Below are 18,007 nucleotides of genomic sequence, written 5' to 3' on the forward strand. Positions count from 1 at the left end.
CTCAGTAGTCACTAGCGTCACAGGCATGTTCAGAAGACTCGGGGGAGTCACGGCGCTCGTCGCCGGACTGGCCTTCACTCCACTCACGTCGGGCAGCGCGCACGCCACCCCGTCCGATTCCGAGAGCGGCAGTCTGAGAACCGCCGCCACCTGCGCCTACACGCCGAGCACCTTGGTTCTGGGGGCCGATCCACGCTCCGTGAAGTTCGTGGTGCCGGACGCCGCGGACTGGCGGGTGCGCATCCCCGACCTCGCCGTCGACTCCCGGCCGGGTTTCCAGGTCAAGCATTTTGAGCCCAAGGACTACAAGAATGCCGACGCCGGGCTGCATCCCGTGACCATCAGTCGCGACGGTGTCAGCTGCGCGGCGAAGTTCCGGTTGCTGCGCCCGAGCATGCTCACCCTGGTCGTCGTGCACAACCACCCCTACCGCTACATCGGCGGTCAGCTGGTGCGCACCAACTACGGAACCGGCGCGGCGCGCAGCCCGATGCCGGGGGCCCGGGTCGCGATCCAGTACCTCACCAAGGACGGCTGGGTGACGGCGAAGTACTTCACCACGAACAAGAAGGGCATCTTCATCGGCAAGCTGAAGGCACCCAAGCGCACCTGGCGGGCCGCGATCGAGAGGACCAGCACCACAGCCGCTTCCGTCTCCCACTCGGCCAAGACCGAGCGGGAGTACAGCGACACCGGTCAGTAACGTGCCGTACGGCAGAGGGAAGGTCAGGAACTCCTGACCTTCCCTCTGCCGACCGACTGGAGCCTGCGCGTCCTCCAGGAAAAGCTGCTCAGAACATGAAATACCGCTGGGCCATCGGCAGCGAGGTGGCGGGCTGCTCCTCCCAGACCGAGCCGTCGATGCGCACCGTGAAGGTGTCGGGGTCGACCTGGATATCGGGTGTGGCCGTGTTCTCCGGCATGTCGGCCTTGCCGCGCTGCCGCACGTTCTCGACCGGGACCAGACGCCGGTCCACGTTCAGCCGGCCGGCCAGCCCGTCGTCGATGGCCTGCGGGGCCACGAAGTGAACGCTGGTGGCCGCCGCGACCTTCGGCGCCGCACCGAACATCGGGCGCGGCAGGATCGGCTGCGGGGTCGGGATCGAGGCGTTGGCGTCGCCCATCTGGGCCCAGGCGATCATGCCGCCCTTGAGCACCACCTGCGGGCGCACCCCGAAGAAGGCCGGGTCCCAGAGCACCAGGTCGGCGAGCTTGCCCTTCTCGATCGACCCGATCTCCTGCTCCATGCCGTGCGCGACAGCCGGGGCGATCGTGTACTTCGCGATGTAGCGCCGGGCCCGCCGGTTGTCGTTATCCACGTCACCCTCGAGCAGCCCGCGCCGGGACTTCATCACGTGCGCGGTCTGCCAGGTGCGCAGCACGACCTCGCCGATGCGGCCCATCGCCTGGGCGTCCGAGCCGATCATCGAGATCGCGCCGAGGTCGTGCAGCAGGTCCTCGGCGGCAATGGTGCTCGGCCGGATCCGGGACTCGGCGAACGCCAGGTCTTCCGGGATCGACGGCGACAGGTGGTGGCAGACCATCAGCATGTCCAGGTGCTCGGACAGCGTGTTGATCGTGTGCGGCCGGGTCGGGTTCGTGGAGCTCGGCAGGATGTGGCCGTAACCGGCGACGGTGATGATGTCCGGCGCGTGCCCACCGCCCGCACCCTCGGTGTGGTAGCTGTGGATGGCCCGGCCGTTGATCGCGGCCAGGGTGCTCTCCACGTACCCGGCCTCGTTCAGGGTGTCGGTGTGGATGCTGACCTGCACCCCGCTCGCGTCGGCCACGGTCAGGCAGGCGTCGATGGCCGCCGGGGTGGTGCCCCAGTCCTCGTGCAGCTTGAAACCCGAGGCCCCGGCCCGCAGCTGCTCCCACATCGCCTCGTGCGACACGGTGTTGCCCTTGCCCAGGAGGGCGACGTTGACGGGCTGGCCGTCCATCGCCTCGAGCATCCGGGCCATGTACCAGGACCCGGGCGTGACGGTGGTGGCCTTGGTGCCCTCGGCCGGGCCGGTGCCGCCACCGATCAGCGTGGTGATGCCGTTGCCCAGGGCCTCGGGCACGATCTGCGGGCAGATGAAGTGCACGTGGCAGTCGATGCCACCGGCCGTGAGGATCTTGCCGTTGCCGGCGAGGATCTCGGTGTTCGGCCCGACCACCAGGTCGGGGTGCACACCGTCCATCGTCTCGGGGTTACCGGCCTTGCCCAGGGCCACGATCCGGCCGTCGCGGATCCCGACGTCGGCCTTGATCACACCCCAGTGGTCGAGCACCAGGGCGCCGGTGATCACCAGGTCGGGCGTGCCCTCGCCGCGCGTGGCGCGGCCCTGGCCCATCGACTCGCGCAGCACCTTGCCACCGCCGAACACCGCCTCCTCGCCCGCTCGTCCCGGACCGCCGCAGAGGTCTTCGGTGGGGGAGATGACCAGGTCGGTGTCGGCCAGCCGGACCTTGTCGCCGACGGTCGGGCCGTAGAGCTGGGCGTAACGGGCGCGGGAGAGGTCCAAGTGGGTTTCAGCCTTCCTGATCCAGGATTCCGGGGGCGGGCAGGCTCAGACCGGGAACGACCCGGGAGCCCGCGATCGGGACGAGGGTGACCTCACGGTCGACGCCGGGCTCGAACCGCACGGCGGTGCCGGCGGCGATGTCCAGCCGCTTGCCGTGGGCGAGTTCCCGGTCGAATTCCAGGGCCTGGTTCGCCGAGGAGAAGTGGAAGTGCGAACCGACCTGCACGGGCCGGTCGCCGGCGTTCACCACGCGCACGGTGGTGCGGGTCGCACCCTCGTTCAGGGTGATCGCACCATCGGCGGGAATGACCTCACCAGGGATCACGTCAGCTCCTCAGATGATCGGCTCGTGCACGGTCACGAGTTTCGTGCCGTCCGGGAAGGTGGCCTCGATCTGGACCTCGGCCAGCATCTCGGGCACCCCGTCCATCACGTCGGCCCGGGTCAGGACCTCGCGGCCGGCCTGCATCAGATCGGTGACCAGGCGCCCGTCGCGGGCTCCCTCGAGGATGAACGAGCAGATGATCGCCGTGGCCTCCGGATGGTTCAGCCGCAGGCCGCGGTCCTTACGCCGCCAGGCCAGATCAGCTGCGTAGGAGAGCATCAAGCGTTCCTGCTCGTGCGGGCTCAGCTGCATTCCGGGATCCGCTCCGATCTTTCACGTCCTGTTACCGGTGCCGCACGATACTGATCTGTTGTTACAACTACGAGCACATCGTCCACAGAAATCTATGTGAAGCTTGAACTTGTTCTGGATCGTTGCTGGTGGGCCGGTAGCGTTGCCGCGAGCTTTCCTGTGTGAAGTCCGGAACCCCGGCGCTTCGCCGACCGTCAGCAACATGTCGACGCCCAGTCCCCCGAGAGGCACGCAACCGTCATGACCAACGCCAGGAAATCCCGGCAGGCGACCGCGGAGAAGGCGGCGAAACTCCGCGCCGAGCAGGCTGCCAGTGAGCGCCGGCGCCGTTTCGCCCTGACCGCAGGGGCCTTCGTGATCGTGATCGCGGTGGTCGGCGGTGGGTTCGCCGTCGTCAAGGCCGCCCGCGATGACAGCGCCAAGGACGCCGCCAAGGTCGCCGCCACCAAGCTGACCGGTCTGAAGGAATACAAGGACCTGACGCAGAACCACGTCTCGACCCCGGTGACCTACGCCCAGACCCCGCCCGTCGGTGGTGATCACAACCCGGTCTGGCTGAACTGCGGCGTCTACGACGCGCCGGTGCAGAACGAGAATGCGGTGCATGCCCTGGAGCACGGCGCGGTCTGGATCACCTACCAGGAGAAGCTGCCGAAGGCTCAGGTCGAGGAGCTGAAAGACATCGTCGGCAACCAGACCTACCTGGTGTTGTCGCCGTACAAGGACCTGCCCGACCCGATCACGCTGTCCGCGTGGGGCCTGCAGCTGTCCGTCGACACCGCAGACGACCCGCGCATCGAGAAGTTCATCAAGGAGTACAAGCAGGGCACGCAGACCCCTGAGATGGGCGCCGCCTGCACCGGTGGCGTCGGCGAGCCGACAGGCTGATCCCCGATGGCAACGACGGGTGAGTCCGGTCACGCCGAGGCCGCGTCCGAGACGGTGCCGGGCGACGAGCTGTACGAGGACGACGGGCTGGAGAGCTCGCCGTCCTCGTCGGGCGGTTCCTGGCTGACCGGGCGCACCCTGGTGCGGATGGCGATCGCCGGGCTCGTCCTGCTGGCCGGCCTGGTGCTGGTGGTGTCGTACGTGCAGGGCCCGGCCACGCCGTCCGACAACTCGGCGGCGGCCGGCCTGGCCCGCGACATGATCGACCACCACGCCCAGGCGGTGGACATGGCGACGATCGTGCAGCGCCGCACCCAGGACGACGACGTCCGGTACCTGACCACCGACATGGCGCTGACCCAGTCCAGTCAGATGGGGCAGATGCAGGGGTGGCTCAACCTCTGGGGCCTGACGATCGGGCGCACCGGGCAGCCGATGCAGTGGATGCAGGGCCATGAGGCCGAGCACGAGCTGTCCGGGATCTCCGCCGACGACACCCACGTCGACGAGAACGGCCTGATGCCCGGTATGGCCACCCAGAAGCAGGTGAACGAACTGCGCTCGCTGCCCACGAAGCAAGCCGACATCCTGTTCCTGCAGCTGATGATCAAGCATCACCAGGGTGGCGTGGCGATGGCCCGGGCGGCGCTGCAGCTCACCGACGAACCGGTGGTGGTCAACCTCTGCAAGACCATCGTGAAGGGTCAGCAGGCCGAGATCGCGCTGATGCAGAACATGCTCAGCGAACGCGGAGCCCAGCCGTAGTCAAGCCTTAGGTACCGTTCGGCGCATGGCGACCCCTGAGTTCATTCTCAAGCTGCGGGAGAAGATCGGCACCGACGAGCTCTGGCTGCCGGGCGTGACCGCTCTGGTGCGGGACGAGGCCGGGCGCATCCTGCTCGGCCAGCGATCGGACAACCTGCTCTGGTCGTTGCCGAGCGGGATCTCCGAGCCGGGAGAGCCGATGTCTCTCACCTGCACCCGCGAGGTGCTGGAGGAGACGGGTGTGAAGATCGAGGTCACCGGCCTGATCGCGATCCACACCACGGCCCCGGTCACCTTCCCGAACGGTGACCGCACGATCTTCGTCGACCATTTCTTCGACTGCCGCCCGATCGGTGGCGAGGCGGTGGTGGGCGATGACGAGTCGGTCGCCGTCGGCTGGTTCGACCCCTCTGACCTGCCCGAACCCCTGTCTCCCGGGGTGGCCCGGGGCCTGGAGCGGGCGCGTGTCTACGCCGAAACGGGCCGAGCCCAGTTCGACTAGAGCTCGGCCGGCACACGGCTGGCACTCGGGGGGTCTTGTCTGCCAGTGCCTTTGTACCGCACCGTGTGATCACGTGCGATGGGGCGCCGCGTCGGCAGATCGGCCTGTTCGGGTCCCTGATGCCGTCCGGCGACCCCCGGTGGAGGGAGCTGGCATGTCTGATTCTCTGAACCCTCTGAACGTCGAGATCGCCCCTTATCAGGGCAGCGACGACCTGCTGAGCGGGTTCGTCGTGAGCGGCCGCTGGCCCTCGTCCACCCGGGAGTGGGCGCAGTTCCTCCTCCTGGCGGTGCGGCTTGCCGCCGTGCCCGGCCTGGTTCCGACCACCACCGTGTTCCGGGCGGTCGAGGACACTCCGGAGGGCCCGCTGCCGGGAGCGGTCGGTCTGGTGACGTCGGCGGGCCCGGTGCTCGGCGACGGCGCCCCGGGGCCTGGTCAGTTCGGGCGGCACACCCCGCCCGCGCTGCTGCTTCTGCACCCGCCCTCGGAGAGCCGGCCCTCGATCCCCGAGGCCACCGGGGCGGCGTCGGGCTGCGTTCTGCTGCCGGGGATTCCGCACCTCGGCCTGGAGCACCGGGCCTCCTGGGTGGAGGCCGAGCGGGACGGCACCATCACCCGGCTGGTGAGCATGGTGGGTGTCGATCCGACGCAGGACCCCGACACCGCGGTCCTGGCGATGCTCCTGGCGGCGTGAGGCAGCGTGAACCTGGGCGTGATCATGCAACCCGTCCTCGGGAGGGATTGCATGATCACGACCCAAGTGCGCCGTGATCATGCACGCTGCGGTCATCCGACCCGTTTCGGCTGTCCCACGTTCGAGTGTCAGACCGGTCACACCGAATTTCCGTCCCCGGAGCCCGAAGACGCCTCTCACCAGGCTCGTTGCTCGTCCGCCCGGTGGGTCGGGCAGTCGTCCGAGCGGGCACTGCCCCGCGCGTGCTTCCGGCGCGCCGGGAGCGCTTTCCGGGTCCACCGGGAAGCGCGGGCTAGCGTTGGGTGGTGCCCGAGCAGTCCGCCGCGGGGCCGCTGACCCAGCGGTCCCTGACGCCCCGTGTCGAGCGCCCGGCGGAGTCTTCGACGGGCGCTCCCGGCGTCGACCTCGAACGGGTGGCGGCCGCTGTCGACGCCTGGCGCCGGGCCCTGGCCGGATCGGGTCTGCCCGACACGCTTCTCACCACCGGCCCACAAGCCCGCGAATCCTGGCTGGAACTCACCCACGCGCACCCCTCCGGGCTGGCGCAGCTGTTCGCCGGCCGGCCGACGCGACTGTCCAGCCTGTTCCGGGAGCCTGACGCCCACGACGTGGCGTGGAACCAGGTCCGGATGATCCGCCGGGCGGCGATCGTGCTCTCGGCCCAGCGCGGCGTGCAGGCCTGCTGCCTGTCGATCGGGGTGGCCACCTGGCGGCCCGCCGGCTCGTCCGAACCGGTGAACGCCCCGGTGGTGCTGCGCGGCTGCTCGATCCGCCCGCGCGGTGGCGAGAGCGACTTCGACCTGGATCTGGACGGCACGGTCCTGATCAACCCCGAGCTGGTGCGCCTGCTCAACGACGACTACGGCATCGAGGCCGACGGCAACGAGCTGGCCGCGCTGGCCCACGGCGAGAAGGGGTTCGACCCGCGGCCGGTCTACGCCTGGCTCGAGGAGCACTGCGACCAGCTGCGCGACTTCACCATCGAGCGCAGCCTGGTCCTGGCCACGTTCGCCGCCGGTTCCGGCGCCGTGCTCGCCGACCTCGACGCCGCGGTCCCCGCGATCGCCGCGAGCGAGCTGCTCAGCGCGGTGGCGGCGTCGACCGCGCCGCTCGTGGTCCGGCTGCCGGACACCCCCGCGACCGCCACCGGCGGCGCCGGGGGCTCGACCGCGTCCTCAAGCACCTCTACCGGCACGACCGGCACGACCGGCACCCGGGGAGCCGGCGGGATCCCGCAGCAGAAGCCCGCGCTCGGCGAACCCGAGTCGCGGCGCCTGGCCGTGGTGGGCCGGCTCGGCCCGCGCGGGGCCCGGCCGGTGAGCCCACCGGCCGAGGCCGACCCCGCCGACGAGCTGCTGGTGCTCGACTGCGACCCGGCCCAGACCGACGCCGTCGCGACCGCGCTGCGGGGCGAGCACCTGGTGATCGAGGGCCCGCCCGGGGCCGGCGCCACCCACACGCTGGCCGCCACGATCGCCGGGCTGGTGGCCGCGGGCCGTCGCGTGCTCGTGCTGAGCCCTCGCCGCGCCAGCACCGAGACCCTGCTCAGCCGGCTGTATGACGCCGGCATCGGCGATCTCGTGCTCGACCTGCGCGACTCTCCCGGCGGGCGGCCCGCCACCCGCACCGCCGCGCTGACCGACACGCTCACCGCCGCCCTGGCCGCCGCGACCGGTGGCACCTCGGGTGAACTGCCGCCGGTCGGCAAGGCGGCGCTGGACGACGAGTCGGCCCGCACCGTCCGCCGGGCCCGGGCCCTGCTCGACGGCGATGTGATCGCGCTGCACGAGGTGCGCCAGCCCTGGGGTGTCAGCGCCTACGACGCGATGGTGGCCCTGGCCGACCTGACCTCCCGCACCGGTGCTCCCGCGGGCCGGGTCCGGCTCGGTGACGAGGTGCTGCGCGGCCTCGACGGCATCACCCGGGAACGGGTGCGTGCCCATCTGCACGCCGCGGCCGCGGCCGGGGCCTTCACCCTGAGCCGGGACGACACCCGGTGGTACGACGCCCAGGTCACCACCAACGAGGACGCCCGCAAGGCGCTGGAGGCCGCGCTCGTGCTGCGGGCCGGCCTGCGTCGCACCCGGATCGCGATGGACGGGGTGACGGCCGCCGCCGGGCTGCGGCCCGCGACCTCCGCGCAGGAATGGCTGCCGCTGATCAACCTGCTGCTGGGCGTGCGCACCGTGGTCGACTCGATGCTGCCGCAGCTGTTCGACGCGCCGCTGGCCGAGCTGGCCGTGGCCGTCGCCCCGCGGGGCGAGCGGCGCAGCGACGGCAGCGGCCCCGGACGGGTGGAACGGCGCCGCCTCCGGCGTCAGGCCCAGGCCCTGGTGCGCCCCGGGGTGCACGTCGGCGACCTGCACCAGGTGCTGCGTACGGCGCAGGACCTGCGCCACCGCTGGCAGGAGTACGCGCTCGTGCCGTCCTCGCCGGGCGTCGTGGTCGGGCTCACCGAGGCCGCCACCACGGTCTCCTCGGCGATGGGTGCGATCGCCGTGCTGGCCGGGACCTTCGCCGACACACCCGCGCCCGAACTGCGCTCGATGCCACTGGACGACCTGGAGGCACACGTCGCCGACCTGTCCGGCGACACCCAGGGCATTCTCGGCCAGCCCCGCCGCGCCCGTCTGGTGCAGGCCCTGCGCGACGCCGGGCTCGGTGATCTTGTCGACGACCTGCGCGAGCGCCGGGTCGGGCCGGAAGACATCGACGGTGAGTTCGACCTGACCTGGTGGTCGTCCGTGCGGTCGAGCATCGTGCGCTCCGACCAGCGGCTGGCCGGCCACGACCCGGACGCGCTGCGGGCCGCGGCCGAAGATCTGCGCACCGCCGAACAAGCCCGCATCCAGGCCGGTTCCGCACTCGTGCGCACCGCCGTCACGCACCGCGCCGCGAAGGTCGTCACCGCCCAGCCCGAGCAGATGCGCACCCTGCGCACCTGGCTGACCCGGGACGACGACCGCCCGCGCCTGTCCGACCTGGTGCGCCGTTGCGGTGACGTGCTCTCGGCCCTCACCCCGGTCTGGGTGATGAGCCCCGACACCGTCGCCGCCTGCCTCGCCCCCGCCGACCCGAACGTCACCCCGGTCGTCGACACCGTGGTGGTGGACGACGCCGGCCACATCGGCCTGCCCGAGGTCGTCGCGGCCCTGGCCCGGGGCGGTCAGGTGATCGTCGCCGGTGACCGCCGCCGCCTCGCCCCGCCCGACGGCAGCCGGTCGGTCGTCGAGGCGCTCGCGCCGTTCACCAAGGTGTGCCGCCTCGACCGTGACCACCGCAGTACCGACGGCCGCGTGCTCCTCCCGCTCGCCCCCCGCTACCCGGAGGGCTGGCAGCAGACCCCGGGCACCGGCGTCCACGCGCCCCTCTACCTGGAGGCCGTCGCCGACGGCATCGCCATCCCGCCGCCGGGCGAGGAACTCCCGGTCAGCGCCGACGGTGAGGTCGCCCGCGTCATCGACCTGGTCGAGCGACACGCCCAGCAGCACCCCGACCAGTCGCTCATCGTCATCACGCTGAGCGAGCGGCACGCCGAGCGCATCGAGGAGGCCCTGCGCATCAGCCTGCCCGAGCGGTACGACCTGGCGCAGTGGCTCAGCGGACAGCGCCGCGCCGGACTGGCCGAGCCGTTCACCATCCGCCCGGTGCAGCGCCTCCTGGGCATCGAGCGGGACGCCGCCATCGTCTCCATCGGCCTGGCCCGTACCCCGCACGGACGGGTGCTGCACCGCTTCGGGGTGCTCGACGGTGACAAGGGCGCGGCCGCGCTCACCACCGCCGTCAGCCGGTCGCGGCACCGCACCACCGTGGTCTGCTGCTTCACCGCCGACGACCTGCTGGTCGACCGGCTGCGGACCGCCGGGGCCCGGCTGCTGCGCGACGTGCTGCTGGCCGCCGGAGGCCGGAGCACGGGTAGCACCGGGCGTATGCCGAAGACTTCCGACGCGCTCGCCGTCGACCTGAGTGACCGTCTCAACGCCGCCGGGCTGCCGGTGCGGCTCCGGGTCGGTGACGGGGCCTGGCCCATCGACATCGCGGTGGCCGATCCACGTGTGCCCGGGCGGATGCTCGTGGCCGTCGATCTGGACGGCCCGGCCTTCGCCTCCCGCAACACCCGGGAGCGGGAGCGGCACCGTCCCGCCCGCTGGGAGCGGGCGGGGTGGGCGTACCACCGGATCTCGGCCATGGACCTCTCCGCCGACCCCGAGGGTGAGGTTGCCCGCATCCGGCAGGTCTGGGAGGCCGCCATGACCCGGCCGTTGCCTCCCGAGGTGTACGAGTTGTCTCCCGGCTTCACTCCGCAGGCCCCGGTGATGGAGGACGTCGTTGTCGCCGCCGGGGTGTCCGTCCCGGTCACCGGGATGGCGCCGTCTTCCGTGCTGGGTGTCCCCGTGCCGGAGCCGGTAAAGTCTGACGACGTGGGACCTGAAGACGAAGAACCGGCTTTCCCCGACCGTTCCGACGACGACCGGGACGAGGGCTGGGGTGACCGCGACGAGCGCAGCAACCGCGACGACGAGCTGCAGCGGGATCGTCCGCCGCACTGGGAATAAATAATCCGGGCCGGACCCGAACTTTCTGGGAAGAGCCTGCATCCAACCTGATGACCCCAGCGTGAGCATCACGTGAGCCGCCCGGTGCTACCCGGGCGGCCGGCCATCATCAGGAGGAATCATGTTCTCGGCGCGAATCTCCCACCGTGCGAAGACCGTCACCGCGATCGCCGCTGTTCCGGGCATGGCCGCCGGGCTCTGGCTGGCCACGGCCGGTACCGCCCAGGCTGCTGAGAAGTCCGATGGGGCAACCATTTCGGCGGCGGCGGCGAAGCCGATCACCGGCGAGGCGGTGCTGATCAAGGCCTCGAAGCTGAAGGGTAAGAACCGCATCGTCACCGTGCGCAGCACCGGTACGGCCGACCTTCACCGTTCGAAGCCGACCGCGTCGAACGGTCTTTCCACGGACGGCACGTCGATGCTGTTGAAGAAGGTCGGCTCCAGGTACCAGATCATGAGCCTGAACGACAGCGAGGAGATCAACTCCTACTGCCTGCAGCAGAAGCTCAGTGGCAAGCTGAGTATCGCGGTCTGCAACAAGAAGAGGACCAACCAGCTGTTCAGCTTCGAGGAGAACGGCAAGAAGTTCGCGATCGCCGGCAAGTGGGGCTACCTCAAGGCCGATAAGCGCAAGCTGCGGATCGCCGACATCGACACCGAGTCGATGAGCTTCTTCAGCGTCACCGCCCGCTCCTGAGAATCAGCCTTCCAGAAGGCTCTTCAGGTGAGTCAGGTCTGACGCGACCGCCTCGGCGTCACGGTCGAAGTCCTCGTCCGTGACGCCCTCCAGACGCCGCACCGTGAACAGGACCTCGCTGACCGGGCTGTCGGGGTCCGGCCCGTCGGGGGTCACCCGCATCGGGTTGTAGAACGTCTGCCCGTCGCCGAGCGACACCCAGTGGTCGAGCACCCCGAAATCGTTCTCCGGGGCGAACTTCAGCTTCGCCCGGCCCATCGGTGACGAGGCGACCCAGTCACCGTCCACCTGCTCCACCCGGTCACACAACCCGGGGGCCCAGTCGGGCAGGCGGGTGGGGTCCGCGACGAACGCGTAGACCTCCCGGGCCGGGCGGTTGATCCGGATACTGACGTGCCGTGAGTCGATCGCCATACTGCTCATCGTCCCAGGGCGCTCACCCAGTGCAACCCGTGCAACCGGCGAAACCCGTTCAATCGGTGCAGCTCGGTGCAGCCGGTGAAACGCGAAGGTGCCGGTGTCGCGAACCCGTGTTCGCGGCACCGGCACCCAGCCGTACCCATGCGCCATCCATGCGTCTCAGCTCTGCGGGCCCTGCTGCATCGGACGGTCGCGCAGCAGGTCACGGATCTCCTGCAGCAGCAGGATGTCTTCGGCCGGCGTGGTCGGTTCCGGCTCCTCCCCACGGCGGCGACGCTCCATCAGCGCGTTCATGGGGACCACAACCAGGAAGTAGACGACAGCGGCGACGATCAGGAAGTTCAGCAGCGAGGTCAGCACACCGTTCAGGTCCACCAGCGTGGCGTTGTCATCGACCTTGGGGCGGATCTCGAAGTTCAGGCCGCCGACCTTCGCCGAGCCGACCGAGGCGATCAGCGGCTGGATGACACCCTTGGTGACGGACGTGACCACGGAGCCGAACGCCGTGCCGATCACCACCGCAATAGCGAGTTCCATGACGTTGCCACGCATGATGAACTCTTTGAAGCCCTTGATCATGATCTGTCGTGCCTCCGGGGGGTGGGGGTGGGACCACGGCGAGAGTAGTGCGAGCAGCGAGCACCTGCGCTACGGCAAAGCCATGGGTACCACGTCACACAGTGCCCGCAGGCGGGATGGACGCGCGACGGCTGGTCACACACCGTCAGGTCTGGTCGACCGTGCCGGTGATCGTGCGCAGTCATTGCGGGTGGGGCGCAACGAATGCACGCGATCCTGGCTGGCGGCTGGTGATGCTGGCCAGGAGGGTCGTTCGCGGAGGCGTTCACTTGGCAGCAGGGCCATCGCCTTCACCGCAGGGCCACTGCCTTCGCGGCATAGCCCTCGCCTCGGCGGCACCCTCGCCTTCGCGGCGGCACCCCTGCCTTCACGGCGGCACCCCTGCCTTCACGGCAGCACCACCACCGACACGCTCGACCCGGCCACGGCGCCCGCCAGCCGATCCGCCTCATCGGCCTGGACCGCCAGTACCAGGAGGCCGGCCAACGCATCGGCACCAGAATCCCCGGACGCCCCCTCGCCCTCACCGAGCACGCCAAGTCCCACACCGCCACCAGCTCCCCCTCCGGCCACCCCGGTGCGCCCGGAAGCCGCCAACACCAAGGCATTCCGCGCCGGACGCGCAATCGTGGCCGGACTCGACGTGGATTCACCACCCGCCTCGGCCGCCGGCCAGGTGGAGGCCGGGCCGGCGATGACATCGACATGATCCCCGGCCCGGACCAGGGCGGCGCTCGCCGGATCGGTCAGCCGCACCGGTACAGCAACAGTTCCGGCGGGCAGTCCTCGCAGCAGTCCCGGTCCGAGCAGCCGGACATCGGTCAGTACCTCGCCCTCGCGCACGGACACGGCCAGAACCTGTCCGGCCGGATCGGCGGAGAGGCAGCCGGACGGCGCCATCTCCGCCGGCCAGCTGGCTACTTCCAGATCGCCCGACGACAGCCGCCGACCGGCCGAAAGGTCATGCGTGGCGACCATGACGCGGACCATCGTCGGTGACGCCGGCCCGGCCGCCCGCACCGTGAACCACACCGCGAGCAGCATCAGCATGACCAGGACCGGACGCCGGTGACGCGCGAACCAGAGCCGAGCCACGCGTACCCGGCCGCTACCCAGCCGGGGCGGATGTCGCAGCGCCCGGTAGCGAATGACAGGCCCTGACTCGACGATCCTTCGAAACGGTCTTTCGGCCGGTGCTTTCCGGCCAGAAGGGGGACCGGCTACCGGCAAGTGCGTTGTCAATGAATCAAACTCGTCGATTCTCCAGCTTTGCCCGTCGCTCAGGAGGTCCGAGCTGTCCCGGACCGCATGACGTGCTGACTCGCCGGAAGACCGCGTGTCTGCCCGGCCAGGAACCCATCCGGAATCTGGCATGCCCCCAACGCTAGGCAGATCCGGAGACGGTCGCCCGGCTGAATCGGCGCCTGTGGACAAACCAGCTGTTGTGCGGAGGTGTGGAGCACTACTGGTGGCTCCTGGGTGCAGTGCGGGTGTCCGTGGAGGGATATTTTCGGTTGCGGCTCCCCGAGGTGCGCGGTTGAATGATGGTGCCGGTGACAAGAGGTCCAGGGGACCTTTTCTCGGGAAACTGAGATAGCCGGCTTTTTCATGCCCTGCCCCAGGGGGTCAGGCAGGAGTGCAGTGTCGGCTCGACGCACGAATCGTAGGCTTTGCACTCGCGTCCTTCGAGGATGCGTTGGACGGCCCAGAGTCCGTAGTCGGCGACCTGCATCCCCCACGCTGTCTGGGCGTCCCAGATGCAGGGGACGATCTCGCGATCCTCGACCTGCGCGCAAACGTCTTCCCGGGCGTGGCGTATCGCCTCGCGTTTGTTGTGCGTCTGAGGGATCCGACCACCACATAAAGGGTGTCACCAGGTGCGCTGACCTGTGGTGGGAGTTGTCTGAAGTGCATGAACCAGGCTGTCCGGTAAAGCTTTACCGGGTGTGCGCGCACGCTGGGGTGAGGATTTCTCTTCAGGAGAAACGTCGTATCAAAACGCGGCCCTTGGCCCTTGATGAGGTCGAAGACCTCTGAGCGGGTGGTCCAGGTGTCTTCTTTCGTGTGCACCCCCGTCGGCAGGCGGACACCACGTTTCTCCAGGGAGCACCGTAGTTGCAGTCCTTCCCAGAGCTCATGCCCGTGCTCATCCGCAAAGACGGCTGTGCCGAAACCGAAGTAACGACTGCTGCCCGGGCCGGACGACATGTCCAGATTTCCGGCCTCGTCGGCATACATGTACACGTCCGTCACGGAAGGTCATATTGCCAGTGCTGGCGGTGAGATCGGGAACTCTGTGCAAAACGCCGATCACCCCGCGCCCGGAAGGGCTGCGGGGTGATGACGGCGGATCAGCTCAGGCTGCGCTACCGCTGGAGGTCGAGGTGGTGGACTTGCTGCTCGACGACTTGGAGTCGGACGAGGTGGAGCTCGTCGACTTGCTGTCGGACGAGGTCGACGACGATGACGAGGAGCCGGACGAGTCCGAGCTGGTCGACGAGGCCGCCGGCGTGGTGGTGCTGGTGTTCGAGCCGCGCGAGTCATTGCGGTAGAAGCCCGAGCCCTTGAACACGATGCCCACCGAGTTGAAGACCTTGCGGAGCTTGCCACCGCACTCGGGGCACACGGTCAGAGCGTCGTCGCTGAACGCCTGCTGCGCCTCGAAGCCGTGGTTGCACTCGGTGCACGCATAGACGTACGTGGGCACGTCGTCCTCCTGTAAGCCTGGGCTGGCACTCTCTGCCGTTGAGTGCCAACAGCATAATGCACCAGCGGGTGTCGCCCCGACGGATGGCTGCCCGGTGATCAGCGAGAATCATCCTGGCGGCTGTGGAACGGGACCGGGGGGACGGCCATTCCCGCGACAGGCACGACTACAGCACGACCGGTAAAGGGACCGATTCGAACCGGGGGACCAGGGGGTTCGTCAACGCCCCAGACCGAGGAGACGTGACTGCAATGGCGAGCGACGCCGAGATCGAGGCGATGCGTCAGGCGATCGGGCTGGCGGCCCGGGGACTGGCGACGGTACTGCCCAACCCGGTGGTGGGGTGCGTGCTGCTGGGGCCGGACGGCACCGTGGTGGGCGAGGGCTGGCATGAACACGCAGGGGGGCCGCATGCCGAGGTGATGGCCCTGCGGGCGGCCGGGGAGCGGGCCCGAGGGACGACCGCGGTCGTCACGCTGGAGCCCTGCAACCACACCGGCCGCACCGGGCCGTGCTCGGAGGCCCTGATCACGGCCGGGGTCAGCCGGGTGGTGATCGCGGTGCCGGATCCCTCCGACGCGGCCTCGGGAGGAGCCGGCCGGCTGCGGGAGGCGGGGGTGGACGTCGAGATCGGAGTTCTCACCCAGGAGGCCGAACAGGGCCTGGAACCGGGCGAGGGGAACGAGGTCTGGCTGACCGCCGTGCGCCGGCAACGTCCGTTCGTCACCTGGAAGTTCGCCGCCACGCTGGACGGACGGGTGGCCGCGCAGGACGGGACGAGTCAGTGGATCACCAGCGTCGAGGCTCGCGGGGACGTGCACCGGCTACGGGCGCAGGTGGACACCATGCTGGTCGGTGTGGGCACGGTGCTGGCCGACGACCCGCTGCTGACCGTGCGCGACGCGGACGGCCGACCCCGGGCCCGGCAGCCGCTGCGGGTGGTCGCGGACACCCGGGGCCGTACCCCGCAGAACGCGAAGATCCGGGGGGACGACGCACCCACCTGGATCGCGACGGGCGACGAGGTGGGGGTGGTTGCCGGGAGCCAGGGGACCGATGCCCTCGACCTCCCCGCCCTGATGCACCAGCTGTACGCCAGGGAACGCCGGCACGTGCTGCTGGAGGGAGGGCCGCGTCTGGCCGGTGCGATGGTCGAGGCGGGCCTCGTCGACCGGGTGATCGCCTACCTGGCCCCGTCGCTGCTCGGCGCCGGCCCGAATGCCCTGATCGACGCCGGCATCACGACGATCGCCGACGTCTGGCGTCTTGATCTTGTCGACGTGCGCCAGGTCGGAGGCGACGTACGAGTGCTCGCCCGCCCCAGGGCACGCCCGGAACACCAGGTGCGCCCGGCCCCCCACTGACGCCCGGTGCTTCCGGCGGGAAACCGGGACGGGGCCGGGTGACCAGGGCCCTGGACGGGGGAGCGGCCGGGACGGTGCGCCGGGCCCCGTCCGGCTGATCCTTGTCGTGCCAGCCGGAGAGCTTGCCGCCCGCGCTGACGGCCTTGAGCCGGTTCTCGGTGGCGGCCCGGACAGCCGCCGGGGTGACCACGATCAGGTCGTCGCCCCGGCGCAGGGCGGTGCGGTGGTCGGGGACGATCGCCTCGCCGTCCCGGAGGATGAGGGTGACGTTCGCACCGTGCGGCAGGCGCAGCTCGAAGATCTCGACGCCGTGCAGGCGGGAGTCTTTGCTGACCTTGCACTCCAGCACGTCGGCACCCTGGGCCCCGAGCGGCACGCTCTCGACCTCCAGTCCGACCGTGGGCATGACGTCGGACAGGCCGAGGCGCTTGGCCACCCAGGGCAGCGTCGGGGCCTGGACCACGGTGAAGATCAGCACCAGGCAGAAGACGATGTCGAAGAGCTGGCGGGAGTTCTCGACGCCCTGGGCCACCGGCACGGTGGCCAGCACGACCGGGACGGCTCCGCGCAGACCGGCCCAGGAAAGGAAGGCCTGTTCCCGTAGCGAGACCCCGAACCACGACACCGAGGCCATCACCGACAGCGGCCGGGCGACGAGCAGCAGCACCAGCCCGATCAGGAAGGCCGGTCCGGCCTGGGCGGGCAGCCGCTCGGGGGAGGCGAGCAGGCCGAGCATCACGAACAGGCCGATCTGCGCGATCCAGCCCAGGCCCTCGGCGAAGCCACGCACCGCCACCCCGTGCGGCAGCTGGGAATTGCCGATGATCAGCGAGCACAGGTAGACGGCGATGAACCCGGAGGCGTGGATGCTGGCCGCGGCACCGTACGAGCCGATGGCGAAGGCGAACACCGCGATCGGGTAGAGGCCGGAGGAGGGCAGGGCCACGCGGCGCAGCGCGAACGCGCCCAGCCAGCCGATGCCCAGACCCATGGCGGTGCCGACGATCAGCTCGAACCCGGCCTCGTAGAGCAGGTACCCGATGCCGTGCTCGGCACTACCGTGCGCCACCTCGGTCAGCGCGATGACGATGATGACGACCGGCGCGTCGTTGAAACCGGACTCGGCCTCCAGCATGCCGACCAGGCGCGGGGGCAGCGGAACCCGGCGCAGCACGGAGAAAACGGCCGCGGCGTCGGTCGACGAGATGGCCGCACCGAGCAGCAGGGCGAGGGGCCAGTCCAGGCTGAGGACGAAGTGGGCACCGGTTCCCGCGATGGCCACCGAGACGCCGGTGCCCACAGTGGCGAGAAGGGCGGCCGGGGCGACGGAGGGCTTGATCGTGGCCCAGCGGGTGGTGAGGCCACCCTCCGCGAGGATCAGCACGAGAGCGGCGTACCCGAGAACCGAGGTGAGTTCGGCGTCCTCGAACTGCAGTCCGAAGCCGCCCTCGCCGATGACGAGTCCGAGCGCCAGGTAAAGAAGAAGTGACGGTAAGCCCGTGCCGGTGGACAGCCGGACCGCGACCACCGCTGCCAGAAGAACAGCCGGACCGGCGAGCAGCGCCAGGTTGAGCTGCTCGATCGTCAAATTTTCGGCCTCTTCTCACCCACAGACACTTCTCAGGCCATCGTCAGCCTGGGCGTGATCCTATCGGTAGCACACGGTGATGCCGGAGACGGCCGTTACG

15 protein-coding genes and 1 pseudogene are annotated in these 18,007 nt (G+C 70.0%); 8 read left to right on the top strand and 8 right to left on the bottom strand.

Features of this window, described 5'->3' with window-relative positions; translation table 11 throughout:
• Positions 1-25 precede the first annotated feature (25 nt).
• The gene (locus QSK05_RS23150; protein ID WP_285599393.1) at positions 26-703 is read left to right on the top strand and encodes a hypothetical protein; all 678 of its coding nucleotides are present in this window, start codon (positions 26-28) and stop codon (positions 701-703) included.
• An 88-nt stretch (positions 704-791) separates the two neighbouring features.
• On the opposite strand, the gene QSK05_RS23155 is transcribed toward QSK05_RS23150, so the two are convergent.
• From QSK05_RS23155 to QSK05_RS23165, 3 genes are read right to left on the bottom strand one after another with little or no spacing between them, the layout of a single operon-like run.
• Complete coding sequence (locus QSK05_RS23155; protein WP_285599394.1) at positions 792-2,510, bottom strand: urease subunit alpha; 1,719 nt, start codon at positions 2,508-2,510, stop codon at positions 792-794.
• Positions 2,511-2,517: 7 nt separating this feature from the next.
• Positions 2,518-2,835: an urease subunit beta gene (locus QSK05_RS23160; protein ID WP_285599395.1), complete on the bottom strand. Its 318-nt coding sequence runs from the start codon at positions 2,833-2,835 to the stop codon at positions 2,518-2,520.
• 9 nt (positions 2,836-2,844) lie between these two features.
• Positions 2,845-3,147, bottom strand: coding sequence for an urease subunit gamma (locus tag QSK05_RS23165; protein WP_231486120.1), 303 nt, complete (start codon positions 3,145-3,147; stop codon positions 2,845-2,847).
• 240 nt (positions 3,148-3,387) lie between these two features.
• Here QSK05_RS23165 and QSK05_RS23170 point away from each other — a divergent pair, with 240 nt between their 5' ends.
• The 6 genes from QSK05_RS23170 (at position 3,388) to QSK05_RS23195 (ending at position 11,249) form a co-directional block, all read left to right on the top strand.
• On the top strand, positions 3,388-4,035 hold the full coding sequence (locus QSK05_RS23170) for a thioredoxin-like domain-containing protein (protein WP_285599396.1): 648 nt from the start codon (positions 3,388-3,390) through the stop codon (positions 4,033-4,035).
• 6 nt (positions 4,036-4,041) lie between these two features.
• Positions 4,042-4,800, top strand: a complete 759-nt coding sequence (locus QSK05_RS23175) for a DUF305 domain-containing protein (RefSeq protein ID WP_285599397.1) — start codon at positions 4,042-4,044, stop codon at positions 4,798-4,800.
• 25 nt (positions 4,801-4,825) lie between these two features.
• The gene (locus QSK05_RS23180) at positions 4,826-5,302 is read left to right on the top strand and encodes an NUDIX hydrolase (RefSeq protein ID WP_285599398.1); all 477 of its coding nucleotides are present in this window, start codon (positions 4,826-4,828) and stop codon (positions 5,300-5,302) included.
• Between the two features lie 154 nt (positions 5,303-5,456).
• Complete coding sequence (locus QSK05_RS23185; protein ID WP_285599399.1) at positions 5,457-5,996, top strand: hypothetical protein; 540 nt, start codon at positions 5,457-5,459, stop codon at positions 5,994-5,996.
• 305 nt (positions 5,997-6,301) lie between these two features.
• Positions 6,302-10,552: a PDDEXK-like endonuclease domain-containing protein gene (locus QSK05_RS23190; protein ID WP_285599400.1), complete on the top strand. Its 4,251-nt coding sequence runs from the start codon at positions 6,302-6,304 to the stop codon at positions 10,550-10,552.
• 121 nt (positions 10,553-10,673) lie between these two features.
• Positions 10,674-11,249: a ricin-type beta-trefoil lectin domain protein gene (locus QSK05_RS23195; RefSeq protein WP_285599401.1), complete on the top strand. Its 576-nt coding sequence runs from the start codon at positions 10,674-10,676 to the stop codon at positions 11,247-11,249.
• A gap of 3 nt (positions 11,250-11,252) precedes the next feature.
• Here the strand turns inward: QSK05_RS23195 and QSK05_RS23200 are convergent, their stop codons facing one another.
• The 4 genes from QSK05_RS23200 to QSK05_RS23215 form a co-directional block, all read right to left on the bottom strand.
• Positions 11,253-11,663 carry an SRPBCC family protein gene (locus QSK05_RS23200; RefSeq protein WP_285599402.1) on the bottom strand — a complete coding sequence of 137 codons (411 nt, stop codon included), beginning with the start codon at positions 11,661-11,663 and terminating at the stop codon, positions 11,253-11,255.
• A 165-nt stretch (positions 11,664-11,828) separates the two neighbouring features.
• Entirely contained in the window at positions 11,829-12,248 is a 420-nt protein-coding gene (gene mscL, locus QSK05_RS23205; RefSeq protein WP_285599403.1) for a large conductance mechanosensitive channel protein MscL, read from the bottom strand.
• A 387-nt stretch (positions 12,249-12,635) separates the two neighbouring features.
• Positions 12,636-13,298 carry an RcpC/CpaB family pilus assembly protein gene (locus QSK05_RS23210; RefSeq protein WP_285599404.1) on the bottom strand — a complete coding sequence of 221 codons (663 nt, stop codon included), beginning with the start codon at positions 13,296-13,298 and terminating at the stop codon, positions 12,636-12,638.
• A gap of 1,306 nt (positions 13,299-14,604) precedes the next feature.
• The gene (locus QSK05_RS23215; protein WP_285599405.1) at positions 14,605-14,955 is read right to left on the bottom strand and encodes an FmdB family zinc ribbon protein; all 351 of its coding nucleotides are present in this window, start codon (positions 14,953-14,955) and stop codon (positions 14,605-14,607) included.
• 251 nt (positions 14,956-15,206) lie between these two features.
• Between QSK05_RS23215 and ribD the strand changes: the two genes are divergently transcribed.
• The gene (gene ribD / locus QSK05_RS23220; RefSeq protein ID WP_285599419.1) at positions 15,207-16,319 is read left to right on the top strand and encodes a bifunctional diaminohydroxyphosphoribosylaminopyrimidine deaminase/5-amino-6-(5-phosphoribosylamino)uracil reductase RibD; all 1,113 of its coding nucleotides are present in this window, start codon (positions 15,207-15,209) and stop codon (positions 16,317-16,319) included.
• A gap of 109 nt (positions 16,320-16,428) precedes the next feature.
• Here the strand turns inward: ribD and QSK05_RS23225 are convergent.
• Positions 16,429-17,907 (bottom strand): annotated as a pseudogene (locus QSK05_RS23225) (potassium/proton antiporter); the annotation flags it as partial.
• Between the last annotated feature and the right edge of the window lie 100 nt (positions 17,908-18,007).

This window comes from Kineosporia sp. NBRC 101731 (assembly GCF_030269305.1).
In the GTDB taxonomy this organism is placed as follows: Bacteria; Actinomycetota; Actinomycetes; order Actinomycetales; family Kineosporiaceae; genus Kineosporia.

Bases quoted from the DNA above. Each gene is read 5' to 3' on its own strand.
- QSK05_RS23200 (WP_285599402.1), bottom strand. From the start codon at position 11,663: ATGGCGATCGACTCACGGCACGTCAGTATCCGGATCAACCGCCCGGCC.
- QSK05_RS23210 (WP_285599404.1), bottom strand. From the start codon at position 13,298: ATGCTGATGCTGCTCGCGGTGTGGTTCACGGTGCGGGCGGCCGGGCCG.
- QSK05_RS23185 (WP_285599399.1), top strand. From the start codon at position 5,457: ATGTCTGATTCTCTGAACCCTCTGAACGTCGAGATCGCCCCTTATCAG.
- mscL (WP_285599403.1), bottom strand. From the start codon at position 12,248: ATGATCAAGGGCTTCAAAGAGTTCATCATGCGTGGCAACGTCATGGAA.
- QSK05_RS23170 (WP_285599396.1), top strand. From the start codon at position 3,388: ATGACCAACGCCAGGAAATCCCGGCAGGCGACCGCGGAGAAGGCGGCG.
- QSK05_RS23175 (WP_285599397.1), top strand. From the start codon at position 4,042: ATGGCAACGACGGGTGAGTCCGGTCACGCCGAGGCCGCGTCCGAGACG.
- ribD (WP_285599419.1), top strand. From the start codon at position 15,207: ATGGCGAGCGACGCCGAGATCGAGGCGATGCGTCAGGCGATCGGGCTG.
- QSK05_RS23150 (WP_285599393.1), top strand. From the start codon at position 26: ATGTTCAGAAGACTCGGGGGAGTCACGGCGCTCGTCGCCGGACTGGCC.
- QSK05_RS23195 (WP_285599401.1), top strand. From the start codon at position 10,674: ATGTTCTCGGCGCGAATCTCCCACCGTGCGAAGACCGTCACCGCGATC.
- QSK05_RS23165 (WP_231486120.1), bottom strand. From the start codon at position 3,147: ATGCAGCTGAGCCCGCACGAGCAGGAACGCTTGATGCTCTCCTACGCA.
- QSK05_RS23180 (WP_285599398.1), top strand. From the start codon at position 4,826: ATGGCGACCCCTGAGTTCATTCTCAAGCTGCGGGAGAAGATCGGCACC.